Raw genomic sequence first — 12361 nt, 5'->3', positions numbered from 1 at the left:
TCACCGGCAGGCAGGAGATGGTGAACCCCGTCGGCGGCAGCGCTTCCAGATTGTGCAGCTTCTCGATCTGGCAATAGCCCGCCTCCCGGCCGGCCTTGTGGCCTTCCCAGATCAGCGAGGCGTCCCCGGTCTCGGCGAAGCGGCGCGCGGTATGGCTGAACKGGGCATCCCAGCTCCAGCCATCGGTGCCGACGACGCGGATGCCCTGCCGGACGAGATGCAGCGTGGCCGCCCGCCCAAAACCGCAGCCGGAATGGATATAGTCGGACTCGCCATAGCGCTGGCCGGCGCGGGTGTTGGCGACGACGATCTCGAAGGGCTGCAGGCGATGGCCGATGCGCCGGAGCTCGGCGTCGATTTCGTCGGGTGTCACGACATGCCCGTCCGGCATATCGCGGAAATCGAGCTTCACGCCCGGCCTGATGAACCAGTCGAGCGGCAATTCATCGATCGTCGCGGCACGCACGCCGCCATCCATCGTGGGATGATAATGCCAGGGGGCATCGACATGGGTGCCGTTATGGGTCGAGATATTGACCTGCTCGACCGCCCAGCCCTGGCCGTCCGGAAGCTGTTCGGGGCGCAGACCCGGAAAGGCAGCGGCGATTTCCGTCGCCGTCTCACCGTGATGGCGGTAGTCGATCCTGACCTTCTGGAAGGGCGGATCGGCCGGGACGTCGTTTTCCAGGGGAATGGACAGATCGATCAGGTTCATCGCCGCCAGCCGCATGCCGGGCTTGCCGGCGTCGGGAATGGGATAGGATATCTTGGACGATCGTACAAGATCATCGACGAGGAGTGCTGATGGAGGGGGCGGCATGACCGGACCGGTCGAGGCAAAACGTTCGCGGAAGGCCGAGGCGGCGCAAGATCGGCGGCTCGCGATCCTCAGCGCGGCCGAGGCCCTGTTCGCCGAACGTGGCTATTCCGGCGTTTCGGTCCGCGACATCGCGGGCGCGGCCAAGGTGCCGCTTGCCCTTGTCGGCTATCACTTTGGGCGCAAGGAGGACCTGTTCTCCGCGGTCTTCGCGCATCGCAGCGGCTACGTCACCGAGCGCATCGACAGGATTGCCGCGGTCGATATCTCCGGCACCAATCCCCATGCGGTCGAGGATCTGGTCCGGGCCTGGGCCGAGCCGGTCATTCGCCTGCGGGAAGCCGGCGCAGACGCATTCTCGCTGCTCGTGGCCCGCACCGCCTGGGATCCGGGACCGGAGGCGAGCGCGATCATCGAACGCGTCTACGACCGCCTGGCCCATAGTCTGATCGATGCGATGATGCAGGCCCTGCCCGGCCGATCACGGGAGACGATGGTCTGGGGCTATGAATATGCGCTCGGAGCGCTCCTGATGCATGTCGCCGACCGCCGGGTCGAACGGCTCTCCGAGGGCCGTGCGCAATCGGGCGATCCGCGCATGTGCGATTTCTTCGTCCACATGATCGCGGCCCTGTTCCGCGCGCTTCCCGTTGCGAGTGACGAAGCCGCGTTGCGCGAGGGTAAGGCGCCATCGGGACTGAGAGCGTGACTGGTCGCGTGCGACGCAAGATCCATCGGAGCGAGCTTGAACCTCAGCAGGATCCGATGCCGGAACCCATGGGAGTCGCCATGCCGAACCAGACCAAGCTCCAGGACCGAATGTTGCGCCTTCGCGAGGCTTTGGAGGCGTCCTGGGACGGACGAACCTCGTACAAGTCGGCTGTGAAGCCCGGCAATCCCGCCCTTGGTCAGTGTTACCCAACCTCACGGGTCGTGCAGCACTATTACCCGCAAACGGAAATCATCAAGGGAATGGTGTGGACGGGCGAAAGTGACGAAACCCATTTCTGGAACGGCCTGCCGGTCGGCGAGGATTGGTATCACATTGACCTCAGCTGGCAGCAATTCCCGCCGGGATCGATGATCAGGGAGTTCGCGGTGCTCGACCGCGAGAACCTTGGAGACACGGAAGCAACGCTCCAACGCTGCGCGCTGTTGCTGAGCCGGGTCGAAGACTATCTTAAAACATCAGCCCGCTGACCGGCGCATGGCGCAGACACAAGGGGGAATGTCCGGGCGAGCCAGTCGGACGCGTCGTGAGCAGCCGAGATCAGATGGATTCCTGATCCCTCTTCTTTTGGACGGAAACTGCCTCCCTTGCTACGCAAGGGTCGGACCGGATGCGAGATCCGGTCCGGTGAACTGGTTGCCGGATGGTCTTCTACTGCTTGAAGCCGATCAGCACGCCATCTGCGCCGAGCGAAAGCTGAAGCCCTTGCCGGCGCGTCGCCAATCGCAGGGTCACGCCCTTGTCGTTGCGCAGATAGACATTGCCGCCGCCCTGCCTGCCAACCGCCCAGCCTTCCTTCAGCTGGACATAAGCGCCGGCGAAATCAGACACTTTGCGCAGCCCGTAGACCGTCCCGGTTGCGACCGTGCGCGATGCGCCGATGGAGCCGATGCCAAGGCCGCCGACCGAGATCGGATAGGAGCGGCCCTGAAAGCGCAAGGTGCCGCCGCCCGCCTCGCCCGAGGCGATGAAACCGGCGGAAACCTGCTCGATGCGAACAGTGCMGGTCGAAGGCCCGAGCGGCGGCGACTGCGCCAAGGCGGGTGATGCCAGCATCAGAAGGGCCGCGAAAGAAACGGCTGTCTGCCTCATCGTCGTCATCGTCTACTCCTCGCGCTCGCTTGGTGGCGCAGAGGTTTAACGCGCGAAGGGCGATTTCGATCCCGATGCAGCGATAAGTTGTGTCGGAGCCCCCTAGCGATCGCCCCGTCCCCTTTGACAGCGGCGGGGAGCGGCCTCCACCCTTGCTGGTTCAGGGGGCTGTCGGCCCCGGCGATTCGGTGAGACGCAATGACCGACGAACACCCCACCCGGCATTGGCGGACCAGGCTCGTGCACCCCCGGGTCGCCGCATCGCAGGATTTTCGCGCCCTCGTCCCCGCCATTCATCGCGGCTCGACCGTGCTGTTCGAGCGCGTCGCCGAGGCTCGCGACGACTGGCGGGGCGAAGGCTACTCCTACGGCCTCTACGGTACGCCGACGACGCGGGAACTCGCGCTGCGCATCGCCGACCTCGAAGGCGCGCGCGCGGGCTTCGTCGTGCCGGGCGGCCAGGCGGCGATCGCGCTGATCTATCTCGCCTTCTGCCGTGCGGGCGATCACGCCCTCCTGCCCGAGACCGCCTATGGGCCCAACCGCGAACTCGCCGATGAGCTGCTGGCCGGGCTCGGCATCACGGTCGAGACCTATGATCCGCTGATCGGCTCCGGCATCGCTGCGCTGATCCGGCGAAACACGCGGCTGATCTGGTGCGAGAGCCCCGGCACGATCACCATGGAGGTGCAGGACGTGCCGGCCATCGTCGCCACAGCGCATGCGGCGGGCGTACCTGTCGCGCTCGACAACACCTATGCGGCGGGCGTGTTGTTCGATGCCTTCGCGCTTGGGGTCGATGTCAGCATGCAGGCGCTGACCAAATATGTCGGCGGCCATAGCGACATCCTGCTCGGCACCGTCTCGGTCGGGACGGCGGAGGCGCAGGAGCGGATCGGCGCGACACACCGCCTGCTCGGCATGGCGGTGTCGCCGGACGATTGCGCGCTTGCCCTGCGCGGGCTGGAGACGCTGGCTGTTCGCCTCGACCGCCTGGAAAAGACGACGCTGGAGGTCGCCCACTGGCTCAAGGCGCGCCCCGAGGTCGCGCTCGTGCTCCACCCGGCCCTGCCGGACTGTCCGGGGCACGAGATCTGGCGGCGCGATTTCACCGGCTCGGCGAGCGTGTTCTCGGTGGTGTTCGAGCCGGGCTGGGATACGCAGCGCGTCACAGATTTCGTCGAGGCGCTGCGCCTGTTCCGGCTGGGCTTCAGCTGGGGCGGCACGCATAGCCTGGCGATGGCCTACCCGCCGTTGCCGCGGACGCAGCGCGGCTATGATGGCCGGATCGTCCGGCTGAATGTCGGCCTGGAGGAGCCCGCCGACCTCATCGCCGACCTGGAGCAGGCCCTGAAGCAGGTCGCGTAGCGTGACGTGAATTTGTCTTACCTGGACGCGCACGGCCATCCACACGGCCTCCGTGCACGTCATCTCTGGCGACAAAGCCATGGCGATCCCCCTCTGGCGATCGCCCCTCTTGGCGATTACTTGCCAGACGAGGCACTGTTTCGCACGCGATCGGCTGAAGAAGGAGAAGAGCAATGACTGGCGCAACTGAACGGGCCGTGCTGGCCGGTGGCTGCTTTTGGGGCATGCAGGATCTGATCCGGCGTCGCCCGGGCGTCATCTCCACACGGGTCGGCTATTCCGGCGGCGACGTGCCGAATGCGACCTATCGCAATCATGGCACCCACGCCGAGGCGATCGAGATCGTCTTCGACCCGGAGAAGACGAGTTTCAGGGATATGCTCGAATTCTTCTTCCAGATTCACGACCCGACCACGAAGAACCGGCAGGGCAACGACATCGGCCTGAGCTATCGCTCGATGATCCTCTACGGGTCCGAAGAGCAAAGGAAAGTGGCGGAGGAGACGATCGCCGATGTCGATGCCTCGGGCCTGTGGCCGGGAAAAGTCGTCACCGAACTGGTGCCGGTCTCCGACTTCTGGGAGGCCGAGCCGGAACACCAGGATTATCTCGAGCGCCAGCCCGGGGGGTACACCTGCCATTTCGCCCGCCCGGACTGGAAGCTGCCGCGCCGCAGCCACGCCGCCTGACGATCGCAGGCAGGGGCATGGAGAAGGGCTCGGCGCGACGAGCCCTTCGGCGGGTTGGCGGATCAGTTCCAGAGCCTGGCACTGCCTGAGGCCGTGTCGATGACCATGCCGGGGCCGAGTGCAGGACCAGGCCGTCGGCTTTGGCCGGCCGCAGAGACGCCTTCGCGCCCGGCCTGATCACGATCCCTCTCCTCGGCAGCCCGGGAATGGCGTTCGCTTCGGGCCCGTTCCCGGCGTCCTGGTCCTGGTCGGGACGATAGCGACGGTCCGCACGCGCCCCGGCGCAGACCCGCCCCAATGACAGCCACGCGCCGATGCCTTGGTCGTGAACGCACGCGCCGGGTCCTAGCGCGAGCCGACGATCACCCTTGCAGTCGACATCAGGCCCAGTTTGCCGTYCCGGATGGACTGGCGCGCCAGGTCGAGGACTTCGCTGCGGATCCGCTCCGCCGTCTCAGCATCGGCCTTGGCGAGCCCGGCAACGACCGGGGCGGCGATGTCGTTCATGAACTGCCAGTATTGCTCCGGCGTCTCGTGAACCATCTCGGCCGACACCTCCTCTTCGGTGATGTCGTGCAAGCCCGCTGCGGCAAAGGCGGAACGCATCAGGCCCTCCGGCGCGCAGCGAAACAGGCCTGGCGAACCCGGTGGTGGCGGCGGCATCTCAACATCGCGCGCAATCGTGCCCATGATGGTCGTTGCCCAGGGATTCTTCTCCGGGGCGCCCCACACGGCGGCGCAAATGCGAGCGTTCGGCTTTGCCACGCGTGCGAACTCGCGCACTGCCGCATCGATGTCGGGGAAGAACATGAAGCCAAAGCGGCAGAGTACGGCGTCGAAGCTCGCATCGTCGAAGGGCAATGCACCGGCATCGCACGGTCTGGTGTCGAAATTCCGCAGGCCGCGACGCGCAGCGTTCTCTGCCGCCACCGCCAGCATGGCTTGCGAGAGGTCGGTCACGGTCACGCGACCACGCGGGACCAACGCCGCCGCCGTGAGCCCCGGCTCGCCGGTGCCGGCAGCCACATCCAGGACATGGGAATCGTCATGGAGATCGGCCTGTCTGATCATCGCCGCACCGAAGGGAGCAAGCCAACTCAGGACCAGGCGATCCCATGTCTTCCAGCCGGCGGAAAAACGATCCCAGGTGTCGCGCTGCTGGTCGCGGATCTGATCGAGGTTCGTGGACATGCACGTTTTCCTTCCGTGATGCACTTCCGACCCGAAAACTGAGACCAGCATGGACCGACTGCGGCAGGTTTCAACCCGTTTCGCCGTGCAACGGTGCTCGCGGGGGCGAGACGTTGACCTCAGCGCCTCAGGCTGCCTGGTCTGCCATGCCCGTTCGAAGGGCCAGCACGGCGGTGACGAGCTGGTCCAGATCCTCCAGCCTCGTCCTGTGATTGCAGATCGCCACGCGCAGGCAGTGCCGCCCCCGGAGCGTCGTGTCGGACAGGGCAGCAATGCCGGTCTCCTGGAGGCGAAGCATGATCTCGACATTGATCTGCTTGACGCGCTCCTCGTCACGGCCCTCCGGAGCGACACGAAAGCAGACGATATTGATCTCCGGCTGGGCAACCAGCTCCAGGGCCGGCTGCGACCGGATCAACTCGGCGAGATAGGCGGCCTGCGCGAGGTTCTGGTCGATCAGGCGGCCGAATTTCGCAACGCCGTGCTCCATCAGCGCCATCCAGACCTTGAGGGCGCTGAAACCGCGCGTCGTCTGCAGCCCGTATTCGTATAGCCAGTCCCCAGACGCGATGCCCCGCGCAGTGGTCTGCAGATATTCCGGGGAGACGGCAAAGCTGTTCCTGTGGCTTCCCCGGTCACGGATCAGGGCGCAGCCGACCTCGAACGGAGCGTGGAGCCATTTGTGCGGATCGAGCGCCACGGAATCGGCGCGCTCGATGCCCCTCACCCGCCAGGCGTTCTTCGGTGCGATCGTCAGCAGGGCGCCGATGCAGCCGTCGACATGGAACCAGATGTTTTCATCGGCCGCGATGTCGGCGAGCGCCGCCAGATCGTCGACAGCCCCGGAATTGACGGTGCCGGCCGTGCCGATGATGCAGGCGGGATGAAAGCCCTCGGCCCGGTCCTGCGCGATCGCGGCCTGCAGCGCATCCAGGTTGATCCGGCAGCTGGGGCCGGTCGGAATCCGGCGCAAGGCCTTGTTGCCGAGCCCCAGCGCCTCGACGGCCTTGCGGTGGCAGGAATGGACCTGATCGGAGGCATAATAGCGCAACGGCAGATCCAGCGCGGCGACCCCGTGCTCGCGCAGATCGATCCCCGCCGCCGTGTTGCGCGCGACGGTCAGCCCGATCAGGTTCGCCACCGAGCCGCCGCTGACAAGAGTGCCGCTGGCCGAAGACGGCAGGCCGACCATATCGCGCAGCCAGCCGACGACCTGCTGGTCGAGCCGGGCAGCGGCATGGCTCCCGCCGCCCAGATTCGAGCCCTGAACGGCGGCGATGAAGTCGCCGAGCGCACCGGAGAAATTGCCCGCCCCCATGAACCACGACCAGAAGCGGGGATGGATATTGCCCATCGGATAGGCCAGCACGCTGTCGTGCACCAGGCCGTAGACCTGCTCGATCGGCATGGGCTGATCGGGCACGGGGGCGCGGAACAGCGCCTCGACATCCCCCGGCATCGGCCGCCAGACCGGCCGTTCGCGCAGATCCCTGAGATGGCGGACCGCGTCGTCGACGACGCGATGCGACAGTTCGGCAACCGCGTCCCAATCCTGCGGATCGAGCGTTTCCTCCCCGCCATATCCGTCGGGATCCGTCTGCATCGATGGGAACACGCGCGCGTCCATGGCTGTCTCCTCAGCGCTATTCGGCCGCGATCTGGAAACCGGGCGTCGATTGCGACAATGCCAGCTCCTCCGCATCCATCCCGGGCTGGATCGCGTCGAACATCGGGGTCGAGAGGTAGCGCTCGCCGGTGTCGGGCAGCATGCACAGGATGACGGAGCCCGCCGGCGCCGTAGCAGCGACCTCCCGGGCGACGCCAAAACTCGCTCCCCCCGAGATCCCGGTGAAGATCCCTTCCTTCTGCGCCAGCAGCCGGGCCCACTCGATCGCCTGCGGTCCGGCAATCGGAACCACGTCGTCATAGTAATGCTCGTCGATCGCCTCCTGCAGCACGTCGGGGATGAAATCCGGCGTCCAGCCTTGGATCGGATGCGGCTCGAAGGCGGGATGGCTGACCGATGGCGCGCCTCCCGCACCACGCTGCTGGCTCTGGCCGCTGCCGATCAGCTGCGCATTCGCCGGCTCGCTCAGTATGATCTTCGTCTCCGGACGCTCCCGCCTGAGCACGCGCGAGACGCCGACCACCGTACCGCCGGTGCCATAGCCGGTGACGAAATAGTCGAGGCGCGAGCCGGCGAAATCGCCGACGATCTCGCGGCCCGTGGTGGCCTCGTGGATGGCGGCATTGGCCTTGGTCTCGAACTGCCGGGCAAGGAACCAGCCATTCTTCTCGGCCAGTTCGACGGCCTTCAGATACATGCCGAACCCCTTTTGCGCCCGCGGCGTCAGCACGACCTTCGCGCCGAGCATCCGCATCAGCAGCCGACGTTCGACCGAAAAACTATCCGCCATGGTGACGACGAGCGGATAGCCCTTCTGCGCACAGACCATGGCGAGGCCGATGCCGGTATTGCCGCTGGTCGCCTCGACGACCGTCTGCCCGGGCCGCAAGGCGCCGCTGCGCTCGGCCTCCTCGATGACGGCCACCGCCAGCCTGTCCTTGACCGAGGCGGCCGGATTGAAGAATTCGGCCTTCACATAGATCGTGGCGTGATCGACGCCGAGATTGTTGATGCGGATGGCCGGGGTGTCGCCAATCGTGTCGAGCACGGTTTCGAACAGGCGGCCCCGACCTTGCGTCGTCCTCGAAATGTCCATCGAAGGCATGGTTTCCCTCCTTCATGACTGACTTCCGGCGGTGGCCATCCCGGCCGCCGCAGCTTCCGGCTGTGCGGATAGTCAGGGGATGCTAGGATGGCGGTGGGGTACTCCGCGTGGGAGCCACCGTTGGAGTGCGCATGGAATCGCAGGGTTCCGATGCCGATTTTTCAAGGCCCGGGCTCGAGCTCCGGCTCCTCGGTCCGCTGAAGCTCCTGCGCGCCGGTGCGGCCGAGACGCTTCCGCCCTCGCGCAAGGTGCGGGCGCTGCTTGCCTATCTCGCGCTGGCTTCGCGTCCGGTTCCCCGCGAGCGCCTCTGCAGCCTGTTATGGCAGGTCCCCGACGATCCGCGCGGCGAGCTGAGATGGTGCCTCAGCAAGCTGCGAGCGCTGCTCGACGACCCCGCTCATCGTCGCGTCTTAGCCTGCGATGACGGCATCGCGCTCGATCTCGCGGGCTGCGATGTCGATGTCCTGCGCCTGCTTGCGGCTGCCGAAGCCGGCTTCGGGCGGCTTGGCGACACGGAGCTGCAGTCGCTCACTGCCGCGGCGGAGCAAGAATTCCTGGAAGGCACCGAGCTCGCCCAGAGCATCGAGTTCGAACACTGGGTGGCGAGCCGCCGGAGCGAGTTCCGCTCGTTCGAAATCGCATTGRTGGCCGAGACGGCGCGCAGGACAGCGAGGGGAACGCCAGCAGGCTGGGCCGCGGCCCGCAGATGGATCGAGCTTTCGCCGTTCGATATCGGCGCGCACGCCCGGTTCCTGGCCGAACTCTACGATCGGCGCCTGATCGACGACTGCACCCGGCACCTCGAGAGGACCGCCAGGAGTTTCGCGGCCGACGGCATCGATTTCGCCCCCATCGCAGCCGCCTGGAGGGAGTTGAGGACGACGCCCGCGTCCGCCGCCGCCGCCGAGGCCGCCGGCCATGAGACGACAGAGCCTTCGGCGCAGCACCGGATTTCCGTTGCGATCATGCCGCTTCAGGAAGTGAGCCCGGACGGCATCGGCCCCAGCGATCTCGGCAACGCTCTGACACATGACGTGATCAGTCGCCTGGCGCGTCTGCGTGGGCTCTTCGTCATCGCGCGCGGCTCGGTCTTCGCGATTGCGCCGGAGCAGCTGGGATATCGCGAGATCGGCGAGCGGCTGGGCGTCCGCTATGTCGTCACCGGGCTGCTGGAGCGGCACGAGAGCGCCACCACCGCCGTCATCGAAGTCGTCGAGGCGGCGAGTGCGCATATCGTCTGGACGGACCGGTTCGAGGCCTCTTCGCTCGATCGGCTCGCCGTGCTCGACGAGATCGGCAACGGCATCGTTTCGGCGATCGCTTCCGAAATCGAGACCGCGGAGCGCAATCGCGCGATCCTGAGACCTCCGGAGTCGCTCGACGCGTGGGAAGCCTATCATCGCGGGCTCTGGCACATGTACCGCTTCACCGCCGCGGAAAATGAGCAGGCCGCGGCGTTCTTCCGCCGCTCGGCGCAGCTCGACCCGACCTTTTCGCGCGCCCAGGCCGGCCTGTCCTTCACGCATTGGCAAAGGGCCTTCCAGCGCTGGGGCGAACGGAATGACGAAGTCCGACGGGCCATCGAAACCGCCGAACAGAGCCTGTTGATCGACGAGCAGAATCCCGCCGCCCATTGGTCGATGGGACGAGCCATGTGGCTCGTCGGCGATCAAGCCGAAGCCATCGGCGCGCTGGAACGGTCCGTGGCGCTCAGCCCGAATTTCGCGCTCGGGCATTACGCTCTCGCCTTCGTCCACTGCCAGGCGGGGGATCCCGAGACCGCGATCGCGGCGTCCGACCACTCCCGTCTGCTGAGCCCGCATGATCCCTTGCTGTTTGGCATTCTGGGCACGCGTGCGATGGCGCTGGTCAGGCTGGGCGCCTTCGCGGAGGCGGCGCATTGGGGCGTGAAGGCGGCCGCGCGCCCCAATGCGCATGTGCACATCCTGGCCATCGCCGCGCATTGCCTCGCGCTTGCCGGCCGTATCGAGGAGGCGCGCACCCACGTCGCACGCATCCATGCCCTCAACCCGGGTTACCGGCTCGACGATTTCCTGACTACGTTCAGGTTCGAAGCGGATACCCAGATGCGCTACCGCAAGGCTGCGGCAGCCATCGGCCTGGCCCCGTGAAAGCGCGAGGTGCAGACAGTCGCGCTCAGCCCCAAAATCCGGAAATGCCGTCCCACAGCAATTTCAGCGCCGTCACGACAAGAAGCGCGTAGCAGGCGCGATAGATCTGGCGCTGGTCGAGCGCGCCGTGCAGCCGCCAGCCCAGCCCGACGCCCATGGGAATGGCGAGCAGGCAAAGCGCCATCAAGGTCCAGACATGGGCGCTCGGCTTCACCAGCAGCAGCCACGGCACCAGCTTGGTCGCGTTGCCGACCGTGAAGAACAGGCTCGTGGTGCCCGCATAGATCTCCTTGCCGAGGCCGAGCGGCAGCAGATACATCGCCAGCGGCGGCCCGCCGGAATGGGCGACCATGGTCGTGACACCCGAGGCGAGACCAGCCGTGATCGCCTTCGGCGTCGAACGCGGCCGGATCGTCACCTCAGCGCCTCCGACAAGCCAGAGGCCGACGAAGATCAGGGTGATCACCCCCATCGCGAGCGTGACAGTCCGGTGGTCGAGAGAGCGGAACAGCAGAAAGCCCGCCCCGATGCCGATCACGAGCCCCGGCAGGAGCAGCACGAGATCCGGCTTCGACCAGGTCGAGGGCTTGAAGTAGCGCAGCGCATAGAGATCCATCGCGATGAACAGGGGCGCGAGCAGCCCGCCGGCAGTGACCGGGTCCATCACGAGGGACAACAGCGGAATGCCGATGATGGCGAAGCCGCCGCCAAAAGCTCCCCGCATGAAGCCAATCAGAAAGACGCCGGCAAAGGCGACCAGGATCGTGGCCCAGGTCAGGTCCATGTGGCGGCCTCCATGGAGGACGCGTGCCGGTCTCCGCCTGCGCAAGGGCCCATCGCGGCCGAGGAGGCCATCATCCCCTCCTCGCTCCACCGGAAGGGCTGACGAGGCCGCGGACCGCGCCTTCGATCTCGCTCCGCGCCAGGCCGATATCCCGCAATGCCGCGTCATCACATTCGCGAAGCCATGCAATCGCGTCGCGGCGGACGAAATAGCCCGCGATCCAGCGGTAACAGGCGCCGAGCAGCCGGAACGGTGCGCCGGGCGTCCCTGCGACCGCAGGCCGGGCGAAGGTTGCAGGAATGGGCGTCACGGAAGGTGAGATTGAAGGAATTGCAGACATGTCCTGTCTCCCAATGCTCGATCCGGGCAAGGCGACACCACAGCCGCAAGCGCTCGCCGAGCGGGCCACCTGCTGCTTTGAGTCCCGAAGACGTCGCGGCTCCCGGTTCAATCACGTTGATGCGGACAAAATGATCCGACATAATGCTCCGAGCAATCGAAACATTGACCTCGGTGCAATAATGTCGAAATCCGATTATCTGAAGCTCGCCGACGCGATCGCCGCGGAGATCGCCGACGGCACGCTCAAGCCGGGCGACCGCCTGCCGCCGCAGCGCAGCTTCGCCTATGACCGCGCGATCGCCGTCTCGACGGCGAGCCGCGTCTATGCCGAGCTGTTGCGCCGCGGCCTCGTCGTCGGCGAAGTCGGCAGGGGCACCTTCATCTCAGGCGATGCCAGGCGTGGCGTGGCGGCGCCAGGCGAGCCGCATGGCAGCCGGATCGACCTCGAGTTCAATTACCCGATCCTTCCCGACCAGACCGTGAT

General features: G+C 66.4%; 13 protein-coding genes. 6 read left to right on the top strand and 7 right to left on the bottom strand.

Translation table 11 applies throughout. From position 1 onward, the window contains the following. On the bottom strand, nt 1–730 hold a 730-nt coding region (locus tag AC1D34_RS24755; protein ID WP_476825623.1), incomplete at its 3' end, for a cyclase family protein. Nucleotides 731–818: 88 nt separating this feature from the next. On the opposite strand from AC1D34_RS24755, the gene AC1D34_RS24750 reads away from it, so the two are divergent. Both AC1D34_RS24750 and AC1D34_RS24745 read left to right on the top strand, forming a co-directional pair. Beyond that, entirely contained in the window at nt 819–1526 is a 708-nt protein-coding gene (locus AC1D34_RS24750; protein ID WP_441506739.1) for a TetR family transcriptional regulator, read from the top strand. A gap of 80 nt (nt 1527–1606) precedes the next feature. Further along, nucleotides 1607–2017: a YunG family protein gene (locus AC1D34_RS24745; RefSeq protein ID WP_476825622.1), complete on the top strand. Its 411-nt coding sequence runs from the start codon at nt 1607–1609 to the stop codon at nt 2015–2017. Between the two features lie 181 nt (nt 2018–2198). Here the strand turns inward: AC1D34_RS24745 and AC1D34_RS24740 are convergent, their stop codons facing one another. Then, nucleotides 2199–2648, bottom strand: a complete 450-nt coding sequence (locus AC1D34_RS24740) for a hypothetical protein (protein WP_476825621.1) — start codon at nt 2646–2648, stop codon at nt 2199–2201. Nucleotides 2649–2837: 189 nt separating this feature from the next. On the opposite strand from AC1D34_RS24740, the gene AC1D34_RS24735 reads away from it, so the two are divergent. Together AC1D34_RS24735 and msrA are read left to right on the top strand one after the other, a co-directional pair. Next, on the top strand, nt 2838–4007 hold the full coding sequence (locus AC1D34_RS24735) for a cystathionine beta-lyase (RefSeq protein ID WP_441506737.1): 1170 nt from the start codon (nt 2838–2840) through the stop codon (nt 4005–4007). A gap of 173 nt (nt 4008–4180) precedes the next feature. Continuing rightward, complete coding sequence (gene msrA / locus AC1D34_RS24730; protein WP_441491168.1) at nt 4181–4696, top strand: peptide-methionine (S)-S-oxide reductase MsrA; 516 nt, start codon at nt 4181–4183, stop codon at nt 4694–4696. A gap of 345 nt (nt 4697–5041) precedes the next feature. On the opposite strand, the gene AC1D34_RS24725 is transcribed toward msrA, so the two are convergent. From AC1D34_RS24725 to AC1D34_RS24715, 3 genes are all read right to left on the bottom strand, one after another. After that, nucleotides 5042–5887 carry a class I SAM-dependent methyltransferase gene (locus AC1D34_RS24725; RefSeq protein ID WP_476825620.1) on the bottom strand — a complete coding sequence of 282 codons (846 nt, stop codon included), beginning with the start codon at nt 5885–5887 and terminating at the stop codon, nt 5042–5044. 127 nt (nt 5888–6014) lie between these two features. Further along, on the bottom strand, nt 6015–7514 hold the full coding sequence (locus tag AC1D34_RS24720) for a pyridoxal phosphate-dependent decarboxylase family protein (RefSeq protein WP_476825619.1): 1500 nt from the start codon (nt 7512–7514) through the stop codon (nt 6015–6017). Nucleotides 7515–7530: 16 nt separating this feature from the next. Next, a complete protein-coding gene (locus tag AC1D34_RS24715; RefSeq protein WP_441491165.1) occupies nt 7531–8619 on the bottom strand; it encodes a PLP-dependent cysteine synthase family protein in 1089 nt (362 codons plus the stop codon). A 131-nt stretch (nt 8620–8750) separates the two neighbouring features. Between AC1D34_RS24715 and AC1D34_RS24710 the strand changes: the two genes are divergently transcribed. Next, entirely contained in the window at nt 8751–10751 is a 2001-nt protein-coding gene (locus AC1D34_RS24710; RefSeq protein WP_476825618.1) for a transcriptional regulator, read from the top strand. A gap of 25 nt (nt 10752–10776) precedes the next feature. On the opposite strand, the gene AC1D34_RS24705 is transcribed toward AC1D34_RS24710, so the two are convergent. After that, the gene (locus tag AC1D34_RS24705) at nt 10777–11535 is read right to left on the bottom strand and encodes a sulfite exporter TauE/SafE family protein (protein WP_441491163.1); all 759 of its coding nucleotides are present in this window, start codon (nt 11533–11535) and stop codon (nt 10777–10779) included. A 70-nt stretch (nt 11536–11605) separates the two neighbouring features. Beyond that, nucleotides 11606–11875: a DUF1127 domain-containing protein gene (locus AC1D34_RS24700; protein ID WP_441506733.1), complete on the bottom strand. Its 270-nt coding sequence runs from the start codon at nt 11873–11875 to the stop codon at nt 11606–11608. Between the two features lie 181 nt (nt 11876–12056). On the opposite strand from AC1D34_RS24700, the gene AC1D34_RS24695 reads away from it, so the two are divergent. Next, on the top strand, nt 12057–12361 hold a 305-nt coding region (locus AC1D34_RS24695), incomplete at its 3' end, for a GntR family transcriptional regulator (protein ID WP_476825617.1).

It is taken from the genome of Allobosea sp. P1_A7 (assembly GCF_056406775.1).
This window is presented reverse-complemented; position numbering and strand designations above follow the sequence as displayed.

Excerpts from the sequence above, each read along its gene's own strand:
- AC1D34_RS24735 (WP_441506737.1), top strand. The coding sequence starts at position 2,838 with ATGACCGACGAACACCCCACCCGGCATTGGCGGACCAGGCTCGTGCAC.
- AC1D34_RS24720 (WP_476825619.1), bottom strand. The coding sequence starts at position 7,514 with ATGGACGCGCGCGTGTTCCCATCGATGCAGACGGATCCCGACGGATAT.
- AC1D34_RS24715 (WP_441491165.1), bottom strand. The coding sequence starts at position 8,619 with ATGCCTTCGATGGACATTTCGAGGACGACGCAAGGTCGGGGCCGCCTG.
- AC1D34_RS24745 (WP_476825622.1), top strand. The coding sequence starts at position 1,607 with ATGCCGAACCAGACCAAGCTCCAGGACCGAATGTTGCGCCTTCGCGAG.
- AC1D34_RS24750 (WP_441506739.1), top strand. The coding sequence starts at position 819 with ATGACCGGACCGGTCGAGGCAAAACGTTCGCGGAAGGCCGAGGCGGCG.
- msrA (WP_441491168.1), top strand. The coding sequence starts at position 4,181 with ATGACTGGCGCAACTGAACGGGCCGTGCTGGCCGGTGGCTGCTTTTGG.
- AC1D34_RS24705 (WP_441491163.1), bottom strand. The coding sequence starts at position 11,535 with ATGGACCTGACCTGGGCCACGATCCTGGTCGCCTTTGCCGGCGTCTTT.
- AC1D34_RS24700 (WP_441506733.1), bottom strand. The coding sequence starts at position 11,875 with ATGTCTGCAATTCCTTCAATCTCACCTTCCGTGACGCCCATTCCTGCA.